At 32.6% G+C, this 20,229-nt stretch carries 20 protein-coding genes; 12 read left to right on the top strand and 8 right to left on the bottom strand.

Annotated elements, in window-relative coordinates; genetic code table 11:
- Window positions 1-129 precede the first annotated feature (129 nt).
- On the bottom strand, window positions 130-348 hold the full coding sequence (locus J8H85_RS09370; protein ID WP_209654927.1) for a helix-turn-helix domain-containing protein: 219 nt from the start codon (window positions 346-348) through the stop codon (window positions 130-132).
- A gap of 155 nt (window positions 349-503) precedes the next feature.
- On the opposite strand from J8H85_RS09370, the gene J8H85_RS09365 reads away from it, so the two are divergent.
- Window positions 504-1,667, top strand: a complete 1,164-nt coding sequence (locus J8H85_RS09365; protein ID WP_209654925.1) for a HEPN domain-containing protein — start codon at window positions 504-506, stop codon at window positions 1,665-1,667.
- A complete protein-coding gene (locus tag J8H85_RS09360) occupies window positions 1,667-2,017 on the top strand; it encodes a hypothetical protein (RefSeq protein ID WP_209654923.1) in 351 nt (116 codons plus the stop codon). Before J8H85_RS09365 ends, J8H85_RS09360 begins: the two co-directional genes overlap by 1 nt.
- A 268-nt stretch (window positions 2,018-2,285) precedes the next feature.
- Here J8H85_RS09360 and J8H85_RS09355 read toward each other — a convergent pair whose 3' ends face one another.
- Both J8H85_RS09355 and J8H85_RS09350 read right to left on the bottom strand, forming a co-directional pair.
- Window positions 2,286-2,489: a hypothetical protein gene (locus tag J8H85_RS09355; protein WP_209654921.1), complete on the bottom strand. Its 204-nt coding sequence runs from the start codon at window positions 2,487-2,489 to the stop codon at window positions 2,286-2,288.
- 172 nt (window positions 2,490-2,661) lie between these two features.
- Window positions 2,662-3,201 carry a BfmA/BtgA family mobilization protein gene (locus J8H85_RS09350; RefSeq protein ID WP_209654920.1) on the bottom strand — a complete coding sequence of 180 codons (540 nt, stop codon included), beginning with the start codon at window positions 3,199-3,201 and terminating at the stop codon, window positions 2,662-2,664.
- A gap of 755 nt (window positions 3,202-3,956) precedes the next feature.
- Here J8H85_RS09350 and J8H85_RS09345 point away from each other — a divergent pair.
- Window positions 3,957-4,952: an IS110 family RNA-guided transposase gene (locus J8H85_RS09345; RefSeq protein WP_209654918.1), complete on the top strand. Its 996-nt coding sequence runs from the start codon at window positions 3,957-3,959 to the stop codon at window positions 4,950-4,952.
- A gap of 919 nt (window positions 4,953-5,871) precedes the next feature.
- Here J8H85_RS09345 and J8H85_RS09340 read toward each other — a convergent pair.
- Entirely contained in the window at window positions 5,872-6,525 is a 654-nt protein-coding gene (locus J8H85_RS09340; protein WP_245243774.1) for a TetR/AcrR family transcriptional regulator, read from the bottom strand.
- 157 nt (window positions 6,526-6,682) lie between these two features.
- On the opposite strand from J8H85_RS09340, the gene J8H85_RS09335 reads away from it, so the two are divergent.
- From J8H85_RS09335 to J8H85_RS09320, 4 genes are read left to right on the top strand one after another with little or no spacing between them, the layout of a single operon-like run.
- Complete coding sequence (locus J8H85_RS09335) at window positions 6,683-7,333, top strand: DedA family protein (protein ID WP_209654907.1); 651 nt, start codon at window positions 6,683-6,685, stop codon at window positions 7,331-7,333.
- Between the two features lie 26 nt (window positions 7,334-7,359).
- Window positions 7,360-7,587 carry a TFIIB-type zinc ribbon-containing protein gene (locus J8H85_RS09330; RefSeq protein ID WP_209654906.1) on the top strand — a complete coding sequence of 76 codons (228 nt, stop codon included), beginning with the start codon at window positions 7,360-7,362 and terminating at the stop codon, window positions 7,585-7,587.
- 52 nt (window positions 7,588-7,639) lie between these two features.
- Window positions 7,640-8,584, top strand: coding sequence for a TerC family protein (locus J8H85_RS09325; RefSeq protein WP_209654904.1), 945 nt, complete (start codon window positions 7,640-7,642; stop codon window positions 8,582-8,584).
- A gap of 40 nt (window positions 8,585-8,624) precedes the next feature.
- A complete protein-coding gene (locus J8H85_RS09320; RefSeq protein WP_209654902.1) occupies window positions 8,625-9,689 on the top strand; it encodes a CNNM domain-containing protein in 1,065 nt (354 codons plus the stop codon).
- A 325-nt stretch (window positions 9,690-10,014) separates the two neighbouring features.
- On the opposite strand, the gene J8H85_RS09315 is transcribed toward J8H85_RS09320, so the two are convergent.
- A complete protein-coding gene (locus J8H85_RS09315; RefSeq protein ID WP_209654888.1) occupies window positions 10,015-10,965 on the bottom strand; it encodes a hypothetical protein in 951 nt (316 codons plus the stop codon).
- Between the two features lie 137 nt (window positions 10,966-11,102).
- Between J8H85_RS09315 and J8H85_RS09310 the strand changes: the two genes are divergently transcribed.
- The 5 genes from J8H85_RS09310 (at window position 11,103) to J8H85_RS09290 (ending at window position 16,567) form a co-directional block, all read left to right on the top strand.
- Window positions 11,103-11,450: a hypothetical protein gene (locus J8H85_RS09310; protein ID WP_209654886.1), complete on the top strand. Its 348-nt coding sequence runs from the start codon at window positions 11,103-11,105 to the stop codon at window positions 11,448-11,450.
- A gap of 97 nt (window positions 11,451-11,547) precedes the next feature.
- Window positions 11,548-12,054: a hypothetical protein gene (locus J8H85_RS09305; protein WP_209654885.1), complete on the top strand. Its 507-nt coding sequence runs from the start codon at window positions 11,548-11,550 to the stop codon at window positions 12,052-12,054.
- Between the two features lie 161 nt (window positions 12,055-12,215).
- On the top strand, window positions 12,216-12,902 hold the full coding sequence (locus J8H85_RS09300; protein WP_209654883.1) for a VTT domain-containing protein: 687 nt from the start codon (window positions 12,216-12,218) through the stop codon (window positions 12,900-12,902).
- Between the two features lie 170 nt (window positions 12,903-13,072).
- Window positions 13,073-14,374 (top strand): MFS transporter, encoded by a 1,302-nt coding sequence (locus tag J8H85_RS09295; protein WP_209654881.1) that lies wholly within the window; start codon window positions 13,073-13,075, stop codon window positions 14,372-14,374.
- 930 nt (window positions 14,375-15,304) lie between these two features.
- On the top strand, window positions 15,305-16,567 hold the full coding sequence (locus J8H85_RS09290; RefSeq protein WP_209654879.1) for a site-specific integrase: 1,263 nt from the start codon (window positions 15,305-15,307) through the stop codon (window positions 16,565-16,567).
- Between the two features lie 346 nt (window positions 16,568-16,913).
- Here J8H85_RS09290 and J8H85_RS09285 read toward each other — a convergent pair whose 3' ends face one another.
- From J8H85_RS09285 to J8H85_RS09275, 3 genes are read right to left on the bottom strand one after another with little or no spacing between them, the layout of a single operon-like run.
- On the bottom strand, window positions 16,914-17,933 hold the full coding sequence (locus J8H85_RS09285) for a UDP-glucose--hexose-1-phosphate uridylyltransferase (protein ID WP_209654877.1): 1,020 nt from the start codon (window positions 17,931-17,933) through the stop codon (window positions 16,914-16,916).
- A gap of 21 nt (window positions 17,934-17,954) precedes the next feature.
- A complete protein-coding gene (gene galK, locus J8H85_RS09280; protein ID WP_209654875.1) occupies window positions 17,955-19,103 on the bottom strand; it encodes a galactokinase in 1,149 nt (382 codons plus the stop codon).
- An 18-nt stretch (window positions 19,104-19,121) separates the two neighbouring features.
- Complete coding sequence (locus J8H85_RS09275) at window positions 19,122-20,120, bottom strand: GntR family transcriptional regulator (RefSeq protein WP_209654873.1); 999 nt, start codon at window positions 20,118-20,120, stop codon at window positions 19,122-19,124.
- Between the last annotated feature and the right edge of the window lie 109 nt (window positions 20,121-20,229).

Below are 20,229 nucleotides of genomic sequence, written 5' to 3'. Positions count from 1 at the left end.
AATTTTTTACTCTCGTTTTGTTTTTGTAGGTGAAATTCGCCCTCGTTTGATAGAACCAAACTTTAGAAAGCTTTGTTCACTAGGTTTGTGCAATACTAAATAAGAAATTTATTTCTATTTCAAGAAGGTTTACTCCTTTGGTAGTTTTAAGTCTTTACAAACTTCCTTTAATAATTCACCAGGGTCTTCGTCTACAGCAAGTGAAATCAAATACAACTCTTTTACCTTCAATTGTGTATTTATGTTATTAGCAAGTTCACTTAATCTTGTTTTGCTAATACCAGTTTTACGAGACACATCTGATCTGTTTATTGATTTTTTAGCAAAGTAGAGTCCTAATTGAGTCATGTTTTTATCCTATTTTCAGTATATAAAGTTAATATTTAAGATAAAGTTTTCCGATTTTCTAAACTTTAGTTTGTTATTTTATCATATTATGTGTACATTAGTTCCGATTATATGAACTGTATGTCTGAATATATTAACTTAAATTTCCAAAAATCATGAATCAAGAGACTAATTCACATATGGAAATGGTCGTAAATAAGCTTACAACTTTTCTCGAGGTAAAATACATCTACCAGTCAGACCTTAAGTTTGATGACTATAACAAATCCCTATTAATTGTCGTTTTGAAAGGAAACAGTTCTTCCTTAACCAAAGAATTATCCTCTATGGTCGCAAAAATATTTCAGGAAGAAACGGATTTCTTATACAGGATATTATCGTTTGAATATGCCCATCAGCAGTTAAAAGAAGAGAACCTGTTCTTTGTTCATGGATGCACTGGGGACAAATTAATCTTTCAAAATTCTGACACAGAATTGGACAGTTTTCATGAGTATTATGCTACTGAAAAAACAAAAAAAAATATCCAATCCCTTTTCGAAAGGGAACGAGATAAAATAGCTGCATTTCTGGATGGAACGACTTTTTTTATTGAAAAAAATAATCTGTCCCATGCCGCTTATATGCTGCACCAACATATAGAACTATGGTTTAGATATGTCTCTCTATTTACAATGGGCAAGGAACGTAAAAGCCATAGTATTAAGGAGCTTCAAACCTATATAAGAACATTTACTCCAGAACTGGGAAACCTTTTTAATACAGAAATACAGGAGGAGCAACATCTTTTAAAATTATTGGATGATGCATATATAACTACACGTTATGAAAACAATTACCATATCAACTTGGAACAAACCCATAGAATATTGGAGAAAGCCAATAAAATGAAATTATTGGCTACATCATTGTTTAAAAATAAATGGGATGCCTGTATTGTTGAAGTATCAAATACTAAAGAAATAAAAGTTCCTAAGCAACAAAGTTTTGAACCCAAAGACACAGACTTATTAAGTTTTATTAAATCCCTGTCCAAAAAGGATTTCTCTTTTTTAATACCCTATCCCTTTAAAAAGGGACATTATACCATTGGAATAGTTACGGAAGGCTATTTAGAAACCTCTTTTATGATTTCAAATCTCTTAAAGGTATGCATTATCGCCATGGAATCGGACTACTACTCAACACGTTCTATACCTGAGCCAGACCATAACATTAAAGAGGTTTTAGGATATGTCTTGGATATGATACCCCATAATGAAATGAAGCTGTTGGATGTTATCAAGGATTTAGTTTTAGAACCAGAAACAAAAGACTAATGAAAGAAAAAAAGAAATATAAAAAGAAATTGAAAGCAATTAAGAAGCACATTCAAAACTTCCCTGGAGTAAACACGGAAGCTTATGGGAATAGGATACGAAAGACCATCGGATTTGAGGTATTCGATAATGAGGACATTACAAGCAGCATTTCGGCACTCTTGGAAGTATGTTATTATGCCTTGGATGGCAATGGAACTTTTGTTTACCCCAAGCATAGCAATAAAACACCAATAAGTAGTGTGACCAAGGTACTCGAAATGGTCATCGACCTCTTGCCACATGATCAGATGTTCTGCATGGACAGGGTCACTGAAATCCTTTCAAAGAACAAAAAGAAGGATAACTAAAAGAAAAGCTAAGGTAAATATATTAGATGCATTCTAACCACAATGGATTAAGCAATGTACATAGTCGGCAAGTGGCAAGGTATTTCACGCCATACGGGGTAATCCGTTTTTAAAGGGATGGATTTAAGATTGGCTTTTTAAAAACGAATTTTTATATGACTCCGATTTTGAGCCTGGGGAATCCTTCGCTTTAAAAATGAACCAAGCTCGACCAAAGCGAGTGCGGTAGTTTTTATAATATTTTCAATTTAAAATAATATTTTCAATTTTAATTGGGAGATAGGGCATAGGCTTTGGTTCTTCCCCTGCCAATTTGATAAAGTATCTTATGGTAAATTAGTTTCTCTATTTCCCTATTAAGAGTTGGGATACTAATAGGCTCTTCCAATAATGCTCTAATTGTGGACAAGCTTGCCTTTTCTAGAGTGGTAACTATGTTTATAATATTAGTTTGTCTATTGGTAAGATCCATTTACAAATTTAAAAATTCTGATCAATAATAAAAGTGAGTACGTTTAATGTTGGCATTTCAATTCTTTTACGGATTAAAAGCCCCAATATCTATCGAACTAATACTATGAAGTGTTTTTGGAGAAGGAGGAAATCAAGTAACAGGATACATCATTTAGGCTTGTAAAATAACATCAAAGCAACCTGGTCTTGATATCTTCTAATTTTTCTTTAGACATATCCAGTCTGAAATAATCTTTGCCAAATGTATTCTTTACACAAGATAAATTTTTCACAAGGTTTTTAAGTTCGGTCTTAACAAGGTGTAGCTCTCTATTTTTACTTTCATACGCATTGGAATAATAATCCAGCATCCTTTCTGTATCAGATTTTGAAGCTTCAATCTCCGGCAGGCTTTTAGCGATGTAAATGGGCTCCTTTATCTCGTCCATAGCATCGAAGAGCGATTCCAATCTTTGTCTAGTTGGTTCAAGTTGATTTTTCTCAATGTCCCTTAATATGGTAGCAATGGCATTCGTTCTTTTATTGAGGTCATTAATGAGAGGCTTTAGGCCAAACTTATTTGGTAGGTCGTAGGGCGAAATGTTGTTGTCCTTAAAGTAGGCAATCATATAATCCAGGGTTTCCGAATAGTTGGGGCTTATCATTTTCGAATATTCCTTAAAATTATTGATGGTCTTTTTCCTTAGCCGAATGGTATTAAAATCGTCCATATTTTATGAGATTGTTACAATGAAACGCTGATTCTATTGGTCTCAGCGTTCAAGTTAACGCAATTTTAAAAATAGGCAAAGAAAATTAACGATTTAATCGACTGAAAACCAAACAGATGGAAATAAGTAACATCGCGTAGCGTGTTACCCTCTTGCTCTTGCTCTTGCTCTTCCCTTAGATTCGCAATGTCATTTACATAGAGCTTTCTTTTAAGATAATCGTTCCTTAAAATGAACTTTATCTTTTACTTAAGAAAACCCTCCGTAATTGTAAATTACAACCAACCGATAAAGAAGAATTAAACGCGAATAAAGCTTTGGGCTTATACTTTTAAATTTCTTTATCGGTTATCTCTGAATCGTATCAAATGGAAATACAGGCTTTAAGACCTAATATTAGGGTTTCGATGATAATTCAGATTATAAATTGTGTTTACATCATATCAAAAAAATTAATCTTTAAATACTTACTAGTATTTAACAGGTCTATATTGTTGTTCATATAGAAGGTTGGATTGTTTTTTATCCTATATTATACCTTCAATAATTATGAATAGCAACCAAACCGATAAAGGAGAATTAATTGCTCTTCAAAGTTTCGGACTTATAAGGTCGGATTAAATCCTTTATCGGTTATATCTGAATTGGCATCAAATGGAAATTCAGGTTTACAGACCTATTATTAGGGATTAGATGATACCTCAGATTCTTGGTTGTGTTTAATCTTACATGTTACATTTTTTAAACCTTCTATTATGAAAAAATCAGACTTTCTGTACTTTGTTGGGATAGATGTATCCAAACACACATTCGATGTCGCTATCATCAATGGAGAGACTATAAAATCATTTTTATTTGACAATTCCATCAAAGGTGTCAAAGCATTTTTAAAACTGCTAAAAAACCAGCGAATGCCTTTAAATGAGACTCTTATTTGTATGGAGCATACAGGTATATACGGAAACTTACTTATCACAAAACTTTTAGAAACAGAAGCTGTTTTCTGTGTGGAGATGTCTTTAAGAATTACCCGTAGTTTAGGAATACAACGCGGTAAGAACGACAAAATAGATGCCATTCGTATAGCCCAATATGCAGTTAAAAACTGTAATGAGATGGAAATGTACAAACCAATTCCTGAAATTCTTGAAAAAATAAAGATTCTTATCAAAGCAAGGGAACAACTTGTGAACTTCAAAGCGGATTTAAATAAATACCCAAATGAAGTAAACCATTTTGCTCCTGAGCTGGGAAAGCTTGCCGAAAAACAGATTAGAAAGACCAACAAATGCCTCGATGATGAGATTAAACGAATAGAAGCAGATTTACAAGCTTTCATTCTTGCTGATGAAAAGCTAAATACAACTGTAGGACTTGTTACTTCAGTTACAGGAATTGGTATCATGACGGCTTTATATCTCATTATTTTTACAAACTTCTTTACCAGGTATCAAGAAGCCAAACAACTGGCTTGCTATTGTGGTGTTGTACCCTTTGAGCATACTTCTGGCTCTTCCGTACAAAAAAGATCCAGAGTGCACCACATGGCTAACAAAACGATGAAAAGGCACTTGCATATGTGTGCCTTGTCTGCGGTCAGATATGACCCAGAACTTAAAATTTACTATAAACGTAAGGCTGATGAAGGAAAAAATAAAATGCTTATCCTTAATAATGTAAGAAACAAACTCATTTTGAGAGTTTGTGCTGTTATTAAAAGGCAAAAGCCATATCAAAAAAGTGTCGCTTAATTGTATTGTTTTTTTTGGGCTTAAATTTTTCATTTTTTCATTGTTTTTATCATGGAAATCCTTTTCATCCCGATATATCAGGACAAAAAAATACTATTATTTCCAAAAATGTAATGTCTTTTCTGTAATAAGAATTGAAAATACGAAGAATAAATCTAAAAAGTTTGAAATCATGTAAGATTTTTTTAATGAAGCTCTTTTTCCGAAATGCAGCTTTTCGCGCAATGCAGGGTAATGTGCCGAATTTATTGGTCTCCTTTTTTATGATTATTTAATTTTCCAAAACTTCTAAAATAATACTTCTGTTTCTATGTAGAGTGTTATCCAATTCATGTGGTCTATGATAAATATAATCTGGTAATCCGTATTTGTGTTTATTCTCTGGTTTGAGCAATTTTATCAAAGATATATTTATTAAGCACACCTCTTCTGTAAGACGAACCAAACACTGACGGACATAAAACACTAACTGTCGAATTAGCATCTAAAAAATGGAATTCAAGTTAAGAAAAAACATGCTATCATTAAAGTAAAATTCGAACTTATTAAAGAATATTGATATACAGATTGAGATTATATGTGATCCAAAAGAACCTAAAAAATTCGTTATTGGAAAATAAAAAAAATTAATATTTTTAGTTTAATTTTACAGTACTGGTCGGACTGATTTTTTTAACAGTTGGAATTTGTAGCATTTCAGTAACGGTTAATATTGAATGTTAAATAGCTGTCTAACCGTATAAAAATAATGCTCAAATTAGTGATTAACCAAAGAGTCCGAGCCCCCTTTGTTATATTAGATTTTACTTCTAAAAGCCTCGTACACAAATATGCAACTTTCCTAAATAAACGTTGCCTGTAGGCTTCCAATAGGTAGCACAAAATATGTCAACTTTGCAAATTAAATAGTTTTCAATAGTTAACTTTTGTCTATACTTGAAAAAACTAAATCATTTAAAAATTCAACTATTTCAGTCTCTTTATCCCTTTTACCAAAATCGGTAAGTGATGAAAGATTGTGCATAAAAAAGTTTTGAAAGTGTGCTATTTCAACAATCGTAGAAGCTAACGATTTAGGAAATTTGTATTTAGGGTTATATTCTAAAATGACATTGCCAATCAATGTACATAAATCTTTATACGGTTGGAAAAATTGTAATTTGTTATTTTCCGCAACTTGCTTCGTTAAATAAGCTTTGGAGCCTTCTGCAACAATCACAGGATGAAGCAAGCTTTCATCTATATAACTCGTTTGTATATCATCCTCAATTGGGAACGATAATAAACTTATTATTTTTTGAAGTTTAACTTTAGGAACTTCTATATTATTGGTTTGAAAACTTATTTGAAATTCAACCCACCCAAAATACCAGGCAGTAATATAAATCAATAATTTATGTTTATTTTCAAAATAACGATAAATCCCCGCTTCTGTTGAACCAATATCTTCCGCAAGTTTTTTAAATGTGAAGGCTTCAAAACCCAACTTATAAATAAGCTCTACGCTGTGTTTCAGAATTTTTCTTCCCAACTCCGTATCTTCTGGGTTGCGAAGATATAAACCTTCATTCATTTTTATTTTAAACTCAACTTCCATAATAAATGTTTCCTGCCCGAAATATTTGCTGACAAAGATAAGTAAAAAAGTTTAACGTTTATTTATAATAGTAATGCTATTATTTAAAATTGTATTGCTACTTTTGTGAGTCAAAAAAACTAAAAATAAATTAATGGATGTTATATTAGAATCGCTCCAATACCTATTACACCCCGATTGGATAATGAAAAATGGTGGATTATATTTGGTCTTATTGATCTTATTTATTGAAACAGGGATAATAATTGGTTTTTTTCTACCAGGAGATCCTCTTTTGTTTATTTCGGGAATAGTGATTGCCTCTGCCAACGAAACTCCATATCCATTTACTGACCAATCTATTAACCTTTTGTTTTGGATGACCTTGTTTACAGGATCCACTATTCTAGGGAACTTCTTTGGGTATTGGTTTGGCTATAAATTCAAACAGGTAATTAACATAAAAGAAGACACTTGGTTTTTAAAACGAAAACATATTCAAACGGCACACGATTTTTATGAAAAAAGAGGAGCCTTCGCGATTGCTATCGCGCGCTTCTTGCCCATAGTAAGAACTTTTGCTCCAATTATTGCTGGCACAGTAGAGATGAATTTCAAAAAGTTTGCGTTCTACAATATTATCGGTGCAATTGTATGGGTAGGTAGTATCACATTATTAGGTTATGTTTTAGGCGATGTTCCTTGGGTTGAAAGTAATTTGGAATATATTTTAATAGGTTTGGTAATAATCGTTACTGCGCCGGTAATCATAAAATTATACATTAAAAAGAAAGCAAATAATTAAACAATTGAATATAAAAAAAGAAAACTATGAAATGTCCAACATGTAATGTAGCCTTGGTAATGGCAGACCGTAATGGAATTGAAATTGATTATTGTCCTAATGGTCGAGGTATTTGGTTAGACCGTAGTGAACTGGATAAGATTATCGAACGCTCAGTTCAGCAACCATCAAATCCAAAGAGAAACAACTATCTTGATAAGGAACGCTATTATGCCGAAAAAAACAACTACCATAATAAAAATAAGGGATTTTAGGCGATTTATTTGATTTTTAAACAAAGTTAACCCACAATTTATAAAATAACTTATGATAGTTTGGACAGTATTTATTGTAATAGTGGTTTTTGCTTTAGTCTTAGACTTAGGCGTATTTAACCGCAAACCCCACGAAATAAAAACAAAAGAGGCCGCCATTTGGACAGGTGTTTGGGTAACTTGTGCCATACTTTTTTCGGGAATAGTTTATCTTTCCTTTCAAAATAATTGGATTGCGAACCCTACAAATTTAACACCCACAAATGCAGTATTAAAATACATTACAGGGTATTTAATTGAACTCTCATTGAGTGTTGATAACATTTTTATCATTGCACTTATCTTTTCTTCTTTTGGAATTCCTAAGAAATACCAACACGAAGTACTCTTTTATGGGGTTTTGGGTGCAATTGTTTTTAGGGCATTGATGATTCTTTTTGGAGTAGCTCTTATTACGAAATTTAGCTGGATGATTTATGTCTTCGGAGTATTCCTAATTTTAACCGCTCTTAAATTGTTATTTAGTCATAGCAAGCAAAAAGACCCACACGATTTTAAAATTTATAAGTGGATTTCTAATGTATATCCAGTTACAACCAAAGTTGAAGGTGATAAGTTTTTCATTATGAAAAATGGTGTCAAATATGTTACGCCATTATTCGTAGCACTGATAATAATAGAATTAACCGATGTCTTTTTTGCTATTGATAGCATTCCTGCAATATTAGCAATTACAGCAGATCCGTTTATCGTTTTCAGCTCTAACATTCTTGCAATAATGGGATTAAGGTCTATGTTCTTTTTAGTTGTTGGTATGTTAGACAAATTCAAGTACATCAACTATAGTTTAGTTGTAATTCTAGCTTTTGTTGGCATAAAAATGATAATTTCTCATCAAGGAGAAATTCCTGAATGGTTGTCACTTGGAGTTATCTTGATTTCTCTCGCTGGAGGAATGCTTGCCTCAAAATTTATAAAAAAAAATCAAACTGAATAAGAAACAACAAGGAACACTATAAAAATAACTTGAATTCAAAATGACACTTTTATTAATATATTTATTTCTTGCACTTTTCGTTTCTTTTGTGTGTTCTATTATGGAAGCGGTTTTGCTATCGGTGCCAATTTCATTTTTGAAGTCCAAATCTAACTTGGGCGATAAAAATGCAGATGCAATGATTACGCTTAAAGAAAATATAGACAAACCATTATCAGCAATATTATCTTTAAATACAGTGGCTCACACTGTTGGAGCGGCAGGTGTAGGTGCTCAAGCAACAGTGGTATTTGGAGATGCTTATTTTGGTGTAGTTTCTGCCATTCTAACCATTTTGATTTTAGTACTTACCGAAATAATACCTAAAACTTTAGGAGCAAGCCATAGTAGACAATTAATAGGTATCACCTCTAAATTAATCAAAGGGATGGTTTTTATAGTCTACCCTCTGGTTTGGTTGTCTTCTATCCTAACAAAAATGCTATCAAGAAAAAAACCACAACTAACAACCAGTAGGGAAGAGATTTCGGCTTTGGCAAGTATTGGAACCCAAGAAGGTGTTTTTGCTGATAAAGAAAACAAAATTATTCAGAATTTAATAAAGCTAAAAAGCCTTAGAATCAAAACCGTGATGACCCCTCGAATTGTGGTCATTACAGCAAATGAAGAGATGACTTTGCAAGAGTTTTTAAAAAACAAAGAATTTTTACATTTTTCAAGAATTCCAATATACCAAGGCAATAGAGATAATATTTCAGGTTATGTTTTTAGAGAATTGGTCTTTGAAAAATTGGCAGAAGACCAGTTTCATTTGAAACTAAAGGATATTAAACGTGATATTGTGGTATTCTCTAATAACATAACCCTATTTGATGCGTGGGAAGAACTACTTCATAAAAAGGAACACATTTCTCTAGTAATTGATGAATATGGCGGTATGGATGGTGTTACAACACTTGAAGACATAATAGAAACCCTTCTCGGTTTTGAAATTTTAGATGAGAAAGATAAGGTAGATGATATGCAACAATATGCTTTAAAAAGGTGGCAAGAAAAACAAAAGAAATATGAACTATTGAAAAATGAAGAAGAAGAAATGAGCTAAATATTAAAATATCTCAATTAGTTTTTAGAGAGAATTAATAATAATGATAAGATTTTTGGCTTTTTAAAAAATACTAAAAAAACTATAGCAGCTTTTGAAAAATGTGTTTGCCTAAGAACCACATTTAGTGATTTTTCCTATAATTTCATGTGTATTTTAAGGTAGAATGCCACGGTAATTCTTTACCGATACCATACCCTAAGAATTACAAGATATCTAAACGCACAATGCAATGAGCAACATAAAATGAAACTTCAAAAGAAAAAACATCGAAAAGCCAACCACTAGAATTATATTCTATTTTCTTAAATAAATAATATTTTATTTATTTCAAATACTGCATAAAAAAAGCTATCACTAAGCTGACAGCAAGCCCGATATTTACTTTTCCAAAATCTTTAGCAATAATGATGTAAGTGTATTTTATTTTCTTTTTATTCAGTAGATAAGTTATAGCCAATTCCCGTCCAGCCAAAATACCAATAAAAACCCAAGTGGTACTCATGGGGATCGAATTAAGGTTACCAAATACAAACAAGAAGATGCCATAGATTAAGTCTATAATAGTGGCAGAACGAATATTCTTGGTATTGGATTTCTGATTGACAATTTCCTGAATCTTACCACCTCGTTTCCTGAAAATATATGCCATAATTAGAAGAATACAAGTCAAGGATATTAAGAGGTGCTCGATGGAGAGTTGCCTAGGAAGAAAAACAAAAATATTTGCAAAATCTTGAATAAGCCATTGAGACCATAAAAATCCAGTAGAAAACCATTGTGCCATTAGCCAAAAATGTTTCTTTTTCTGTTTGTCTAATTTATCCAAGGAATAATTAGATTCAAATCGCCTTGAAATAACAACATATACAACTATGGCAAAAACAAAGGAAATTGCATAACCATACACAGATTTTAAAATCATTTTTTCTATAATAATGCCTGAAGAAAAAACACTTAAAATCATAAACGTAGTACTCACAGGTATTCCGTATCGAGTAATGACTAATAAAGCAATGGGGGCTAAAAGATACCACCATTCTAGAGGTTCAGGCAAAGGTATATTTGCTAATCTGCCATATGAAACATCACCATCATTGATATACCATCCATAACACAGCGTTATCGATAGAATACTAATGGAAAAAAGCCAAAGCCACCACCACTTTATTTTAAAATTTGAAGAGATAAACGTACCAAGTGTTTGAATAACATCATTGGCAATTACCGAATAAGCAGAAATAATAAAACCAATATAACCTATAACTAGTTCCATAATAATTTTGATAAAAGTAGAACAAATGTAGGAGGAAATTGGTTTAAAAAAATATTCCTCAATAAAGATTTTTAAAAATAAATTTATGAATTTATTAACAAATAATAGTTTTACATTTGTGTAATAATTTTTTCAAAATGCTTGGTTTTAAGTATTTTATTTGCAGCCTATTTTTATGGCTGTCCTTTAGTTCTCCACAAGAATTTTATGGGGCTTCCTCAAATATTGATATCAAAGTAGATAGTATTACTTCTTCAAACGGCAACAAGCATCAAGCCTTAATCGTTGATGGATATCTCGAAATCAATCAGGCTAATTGGTCATTTAAAACATTTAAAATACCGTTCATCCCAATTAATTATAAGGTATTGCTGTCTATTGCCGAATCCTATGATTTTAAACTCCTTTATTTAGAGATTGGCAAAAACATTCCTTTAAAATTAACATCAAGTACGCTCATCTTTCCCTTCCACTGTTTTACGTAAAAAAATTGCTTTATTGTTTCTTTTGAATTTATTCCTATTTATTGGGAATACATATTCACTTTTACTATTTCAATTTAAAACTTAAAACATAAATACAATGAAAATATCAATTTCGGTAATGATTATATTCACTACCTTATTCTGTATATTACCCTATATATGGTTCATATTTATTGGAAAAAATAATACCAAAAAAAACGAGAAATTATTTAAGGATGTTATAAAAAAAGAAAACATGTCTTTCAATATTGAAGAATATTGGAATAATAATTTCATCGGACTTAATGAATCTCAAAATATACTGATGTTCATAAAACTAACCAACCAAGAAGCTTCTTTTTCTAAAATTGATCTTAGCCAACTAAAAAGTTGTCATATAAATAGAAAAACAAGAGATTTTAAAAAGGAAAAGAAAATAGAAACCGAATTACAATCAGTGGATTTAGAGTTGGCATTTTTATTTAAAAATGAGACCATTACGCTTCGTTTTTATGACGTAAACGAAGAATTTTCTGAATATCTGGAAATGAAACGTGCTGAAAAATGGAAGTCCCTTATTATACAAAGTAAAACTAATGCAGTAGCCCGAATAAAGGCCGCTTAATTAAGCTTTTACTATAAAAACCATAACCTACCTTAATCTTTGTAAAGTTTATTGATTAAGGTTTGGTTATAGTTAACACTGCTAAAACTAAGCAATTGCTGTATGTCAAAACTTGAAAACTCATTTTCAAGTAAAACTTAAATTTTAAAAAAAAAAATACTTTGGAAATCATTAATAATCTTTTGGATTTGGTATTAAATCTTGACCATCATCTTTTTGAATTGGTTTTAGAGTATGGTATATGGATTTATGTTATTCTATTTTTGATAGTATTTATGGAAACTGGCCTTGTGTTTATGGCTTTTTTGCCAGGAGATATTCTATTATTTACCGCTGGTACTTTTTGCGCAGGCGTGCAAAATGATATGGGACAAACAGCAGAATTAAATCTTTTGATGACGCTTCTACTATTGTTTATAGCTGCAATACTGGGAGACGGTATTAATTATTATCTCGGTAAGAATATCGGTCTAAAAATACTTAACTTGAAAATTAAAGAAAAGCTAATCGTAAATCCAAAATATATACTAAAGACAAATGAATTCTATAAACTTTATGGACCCAAAACTATAATTATCGCTCGGTTCTTGCCTATTATTAGAACTTTTGCACCCTTTATAGCAGGAATAGCAGAAATGCCATATGCTAAATTTGTTCGCTATAATGTAGTTGGAGCATTTATATGGGTTTTTAGCTTGGTTTTTCTTGGCTATTTTTTTGGAAATTTAGCCTTTGTGAAAAATAATTTTGAAATGGTAATCTTCGGAATTATACTGTTGTCTTTATTACCCATGCTTATTGAAATCATTAAGAACTATTATAAGAAAAAAGCGTGTAACACATTATGAAACAAATGACAACTTGGATTGCACTGATTCCCATTTGCTTGAACTGAAAGCAAAATTCAATTATGTCCTAGTCTAGTACAACAAGCACATTAGCTATAATAATGCAAAAACTATTTTAAATTTTAATTAAACAAGAAAAATTAAACCAATACCAACTAAACAATTAAGTTATGATTGATTCTAAAAAAATAGGGAACTATCGTTATAGGATTCTTGCCCTTTTAATGTTCGCAACTACCATCAATTATTTTGATAGAAGCATTATTGGAGTGATGGCTCCAACATTAGAAAAAATGTTTGGCTGGACAAATAAGGATTATGCCAATATTATGATAGCCTTTAAGGTTGCTTATGCTTTAGGTATGCTTTTTATGGGTGGTTTAATTGATCGATTGGGTACCAAAAATGGTTATACAGTTTCCATTGCTATTTGGAGTGTTTTCGGCATGTTACATGCTTTGGTCCGTCCAGGGTTTAGTGTTATTGGATTTGCCGCAGCGCGATTTGGATTAGGTTTTGGTGAGGCAGGTAACTTTCCAGCTGCTATTAAAACTACCGCAGAATGGTTTCCAAAAAAAGATAGAGCGTTTGCTACTGGACTTTTTAACGCCGCTACAAGTATTGGAGCTATTGCAGCACCGTTTGTTGTTGGCTGGATTGTACATGAAGATGGTGAAAACTGGCAAATACCATTTTTAATTACAGGTGTTCTAAGTACTTTATGGGTATTTTTATGGTTTAGAATGTACAAAAAACCAGAAATACATCCCCATGTAAGTATAGAAGAATTGGCCTATATTCAAAGTGATTCTGCTGGAGCAGAAAGTGAAGAGAAATTACCATGGAAAAGTGTGCTAGATAAACGTCAAACCTGGGCATTTGCCTTAGCTAAAGTTACTGATGCCGTTTGGTGGTTCTACCTGTTCTGGGGAGCTAAATTTTTGGCTGACACTTTTGGGGTTAATATTCATAATATAGCACTTCCTTTCTTTGTTATTTATATTATGGCAGATGGTGGTAGTATACTAGGAGGGTATTTATCTGGCTATTTTATGAGAAAAGGATGGACGGTTAATAAGGCACGAAAAATCACTTTATTAATCTGTGCTTTAATCATTTTACCAGTATGTTTTGTTGCTATAACAGATAGCAAATGGCTAGCCATTTTTCTTATAGGTTTTGCAGCGGCAGGTCATCAAGCTTGGTCAGCTAATATTTTCACATTAGTTTCAGACGTGTTTCCTAAAAAAGCAACCGCATCCGTTGTTGGTATTGGCGGAATGGTTGGTGCTGTTGCAGGTATCGTAGCCGATTACGCTTTAGGTTCTGTATTAGATTCAGCCGGCAATTCAGGTTATTTTTGGGCGTTTATGATAGCAGGCTCCTGTTATTTAATCATACTTGGCTTTGTTCATTTATTAATGCCGCACATGACTCCTTTGGATGAAAATTTAAAACCAATTTTAAAATAATAATTTATCAGACTTAATAATAGATAAATGGACTCACAGCATACACTAAAAAAATAGAACAGAAAGAATGTTGCATTAGAAGAAAGGTTTCCAATAAAAAATAATGTAATGTGAAGAGGGTAATTTTTTAAGGGTATTTATTGGTTAAGCATTTCAAAAATTGAATAAAGTCGGCAGTTTTAATGCAAGCATTACTGTTGTTCAACCTATAGATTAAGGTTTGGTACAGATTTTAAAAGTTAATTTATATTTATTACGAAAAGGTGAAATAAAGAAAAGAAATTTAGCAAATTTCAAATATTATTAAAGCTGTAGAATTAGTATTTTTTTATAAAATTAGGATTTTAACATCAAAATGAAACAAAAGTTCTCAATAAAGTTACCTATTCGGTTAACAAGCTGTAAATATATTTGTAACTATTTGAATATTAAAAAATTAAGTTGAGGAAGGTCTTTCTGCCACAATTATATCTTTTTTTTATCTTTTACTACTAAATTTATAAATCAAAAATAAGTATTAAATTACGATACTGATTTTACTCAAATTAATTTGTATATTTATCAAAAAAAAACAAATTAAATTTTGTTTTTAAATAGCTCTTATTGACTTTAGTGTGCAATTCGGTGAATTACTGAAATTAAATCACTTGAAATACTGAAAAACAGTAACTTAAAAATCCGTAGTTAGTTCTGTCATCCCGACTTTTAGGGTATCAATGGATATCAAAAAATAGTTAATTTTATGAAAATCAAATATTTGCATTTTTTTTTGATTTTATAAAATAAGCTTTAAAATCAATTGAAAGGTTACCTATTCGGTTACCTAAAAAGTTGCAAAATTTTTCACTATATTGGTAGTGCAGTAGCAATGACTTTCGCTTCGATTTGACTTTCGTTAACAAATCGAATATTCATTTAAAGTGAGAGAACATGCAGACTTCAATGACTTTTAGTGTTCATTTTTGGTTGAATGCAGCCAAAAAAAAGGACGATATTGCCCCACTTTATGCTCGCGTAACTGTCAACGGAAAACGAGCAGAAATCAGTTTGAAGCGTTACCTATCGGTTACCTATTGGGATCCGAAATCAAAAAGGGCAAAACCAAGAACTCCGAATGCTTCAGCCCTGAATGCATATTTAGACCAAGTGTACGCTGATTTATTGGAGTGTCAGAGACAATTGCAATCGGAGTTTAAACTGGTAACGGCACAAGCAATTAAATTTAGATATTTAGGGGAGGACGACGACCAAAAAACACTGTTGTATTTGGTTGATTATCATAACACAACTATGAAGGCCGTTTTGAAGTTCGGAACCTTGAAGAATTATTATACCACAGAGCGCTATTTAAAAAGGTTTCTAAAAGCAAAAATAAAGTCGAGTGATATTTACTTAAAACAACTTTCCTATGGTTTTATTATTGATTTTGAACAGTTCCTTAGAAAAGGGCCTACTATTAACAAAGGACAACCATTACGTAACAATGGTGTTATGAAGCATTTGGAACGCCTAAAAAAAATGATGAATCTAGCACTTAATTTAGAATGGATAGAAAAAGACCCTTTTATTCGTTTCAAGCTAAAATTCACGAAACATCAACGAGATTACTTATCAAAAATGGAACTTCAAAGATTTGAACAGGTTATGTTGGAAGAGGAAGTCCATAGAAAGACAAGGAATATCTTTATTTTTTCTTGTTATACAGGATTGTCCTATACAGATGTTAGGTCACTTACAGATAATAATATCGTAAGAGGTATAGATGGAGATTATTGGATTTTTACCCAACGCGAAAAAACAGCGCAGTCTGTTAAAATACCGCTTTTAGAAAAAGCATTGAATATTATCAAAAAATATAACGGGAATATTGAAAGTGATTCTGGATTGTTACCGGTCTATACAAATCAAAGATTAAATGTCTACCTAAAAGAAATCACAGCACTACTTGAAATAAAAAAGAATATAACCTTTCATTCAGCGCGTCATACCTTTGCCACCACGGTAACTCTATCCAACGGTGTACCTATAGAGACCGTTTCAAAGTTATTGGGGCATTCCAAACTTTCAACAACACAGGTTTATGCTAGAGTAATAGAAGAGAAAGTGAGTGTAGACATGAAGACGTTAAGTAATAAATTAAATAATCAAATTAACAGAAATACTAATGAAGCCAAAGTAAATCTGAATTCATAAAGGGAATTTAGGTTCGATTCGGGCTGGGATTCGAACCCATTATGCATTTGCCTGTCATATAAAGGGTTTTGCTAATTGTTGTAATTTTTGTTGACGATTTGTGAACCTTGCTTTATTATAAAATCTGTCTAATTAACTTTCGTGTTATAAATATAATTAAAAAGAACCTTATATAGATTCAATTATAATTTAAATCGAATTTTATTTAACTATGTTTATCAATGAAAAGTTTGTTTGATGTTTTGGCCGTCGTTCAACAGATTGTGTTGCTTAAGCCCAAAAGCAAAAACTTAACAACATTTTACATTCATTTTTGGCTAACTGAACCTTAAGAAGTTAGCTAAAATCAAATAAGTTCTTTCAATTTATTACAAGCAATTTCCGCGGTAATATCGCGTTGAGGCGACCCGAACATTTCATATCCTACCATAAATTTCTTAACGGTTGCGCTTCTTAACAAAGGCGGATAAAAACTCATATGCCAATGCCAATGGCTGTTATCCTCTCCATTAGTTGGTGCTTGGTGTATGCCACTAGAGTAGGGGAATGAGGTATTGAACAATTTATCGTAAGCTTTGGTCAATACTGAAATAGCCTCGGCAAAAAGGAACGATTCGTTATCTTTTAATTCAAGAATGTTTGATTGCTGTCTTTTGGGAACGATCATTGCCTCAAATGGCCAAACGGCCCAAAAAGGAACCAATACCACAAACGCATCATTTTCAAAAATGATACGCTCTTTTTTTGATAGTTCCTGGTTAAGGTAATCCCCTAAAAGACTGCTCTTGTTTTTATTGTAATACGCTAATTGGTGTTTGTCTTTTTTATCAACCTCATTGGGCAAACTGGTTTGGCTCCATATCTGCCCATGCGGATGCGGATTGCTACAGCCCATAACGGCGCCTTTATTTTCAAATATTTGAACGTAATTGATTAGTTTGTTGGCTGCAAGCTCCTTGTATTCCCGTTGCCAAGCAAAAACCACTTTTTCTATTTCTGAAGGCTGCATGTCCGCCAAACTTTTGGAGTGGTCCGGACTGAAACAAATGACTTTACAGATACCCTGTTCGCTTTGTGCCAAAAGTAAACCATCTTCAACCTGAAAGGTTTTGGAATCAGTCTGTAAAGCGGCAAAATCATTGGTGAAAACGAACACATCTTCGTAATTCGGGTTTATTTCACCATTAATCCTGGTATTTCCGGCACACAAATAACAACTGGGGTCGTGTGTTGGTCTTGTTTCATTTGATACTGCTTCATTTTGTCCTTGCCAAGGACGTTTGGCACGATGTGGTGATACTAAAACCCATTCGCCCGTTAAAATATTGTACCTTTTATGTGAATAGTCCTGTAAATCCGTATTCATTTTGTTTGATATAAATTTTAATTATTTTATTAAATGTGTGCCTTCAGATAGTTTAACGCTATATATGGAGCATTCTTTGTTGAATTGGGTCTTGTAAGCTTCTGCAACAAAGGTTTTGAAAGATTCGGTTTCCGTTTTTTCAATTAAATTAATGGTGCTGCCACCAAAACCGCCGCCCATCATGCGAGCGCCCAAAACATGGCCGTTCAGTTTGGCCTGCTCTACAAGAAAATCCAGTTCATCGCAACTCACCTTGTATTGGTGCTGCAGCCCGTTGTGCGAAGCGTAAATAAGTTTTCCAAGTGTTTCCAGATCATTTTCTTGCATGGCTATGGAAGCTTGAACGGCACGCTCGTTTTCTTGGATGACATACAATACCTTTTGATAGTTTTCGGGCGTTATTTTATCTTTTATGGATTCCAGATCAAATTCCGTAGCGTCCCTTAAGGCTTTTACATTCAACATTTCAGCTACCGATTCGCAAACGGAACGTCTATCGTTATAGGCACTATCGGATAAGCTGTGTTTCACGTTGGTATTTATTAAAATAAGTTCGTGGTCTTTAAAATCAATCTTAAAAGGCTTCGATTTTACGGTTCTGCAATCCAGTAACAGAGCATGGTTTTCAATACCGAACATGCTGGCATATTGGTCCATGATACCACATTTAACGCCAACATAGTTATGCTCTGCTTTTTGAGAGATCAAAATCATTTCGTGCTTGGTCAACCCTAAACCAAAAAGCTCATTCAGCCCAAAAACCACACTGTTCTCCAAGGCGGCGGAAGAGGACATGCCTGCTCCTCCGGGTATATCGCCGCCAAAAGCAATATTGAAATTGCCCAAGGTTTTGCTTCTGTTTTGAATTTCGGCTACCACCCCCAGTATGTAATTTTGCCAACTGCCCTGTGCTAATGGTTTCAGTTTGTCAAGAGAAAACTCTATGGTTTGTTCTTTATCCACGGCATAAGCCATAGAGGTGTTGGCATTACTTTTTTGGATGCCAGTCACAATGCCTTTATCAACGGCAGCGGGAAACACGAAACCATCATTGTAATCGGTATGTTCTCCAATGATATTGATACGTCCTGGTGAAAATATCATAAGAGGTTCAGCTTTGAACTTCTTAATGAAGCTGTTTTTTATGGTATTGGTTAATGTTTTGTTCATGTTGCATTTTATAATTAGTTACAATGAATTTCTAAGTATTAGGTTGTTGGTATTTTCAATTTGAAGTTGTTCTTTGTTAAGTATCATTTTTGCCAAACGTTCTCCCATACTGTTGAAATCGGTAGAGATGGTTGTGATGCCACCTTCAACAATTTCTTTCAAAAGGGTGTCATTATAAGAGATGATTCCTATATCTTTTGAAAGCGTAAATTCTTTTTCCTTAATTTTTTTGATAGCTATTAAAAGGTTTTTGTCATCGGGTATTATGTAAACCTCACCTTTGTTTAAGTCTCTATTTTGTAAGGAGTTAATAACTTCGTTTGCGATAGCGTTTAATTGACAAAAATCTTTGAACCCTTTAAGCATGCCTTGGGGCTGCCTATTGTGGTCGAAAAGCAATATTATTTTTTTGTAATTCTGAATTGAAGGCAAAGCCATATTGAGGTTGTTGAAAATATCTTTTTCAAAATTTTGATAGATACCTGCATATTCAGATAGTTCGGGGTGTGTTTGGTCCAGAATGTAAACTTTGTCTTTAGGTAGTGCCTCCAAAACCAAATGTGTGTTCTTTAAATTGGCTGGCATGATAACGTAATGGTTGTAAACGCCCTGGTTTTCCTGAATCAATTTACTGAACATGTCTTCATTGAAATGGTGAAAATAAGTATCAACCCGAACGTTTTCTCCAAGGTTGCTGATAAAGGCATTGTACAAGTCTTCTTTAAACGAATTGAGCTCGTCAAATAACAAAAATACTTTTTGGGAAACTTCAATGTTGTCATTTATAAGGTAATAGCCCTTTCCAACTACAGATTGGATGATGCCTCTGTTTTTCAATTCGTTAAAAGCCATTAAAACCGTGTCCCTAGAAAGTTTGTGAGCATCTCTAATACTGTTTAAGGACGGCAGTTGGTCGCCTTTTTTTAAAGTACCAGAAACGATAGCATCTTCAATGGAAGCTATAATTTGTTTGTATTTAGGTGTACCTATTTGTTTTTTAACACGAATCATGCTCATGTGGCAAATGTATAAAAAATACCAAATAAAACTAGTAGGTACTGGTATGTTTTTAAATATTTTATATATATTTGACAAATTTTGTTTTCAATATTTGAAATTTTAAAAA

This window comes from Mariniflexile gromovii (genome assembly GCF_017814435.1).
GTDB lineage: Bacteria > Bacteroidota > Bacteroidia > Flavobacteriales > Flavobacteriaceae > Mariniflexile > Mariniflexile gromovii.
The sequence above is the reverse complement of the archived record's forward strand: the minus strand, read 5'-3'. Positions and strand labels throughout refer to the sequence as shown.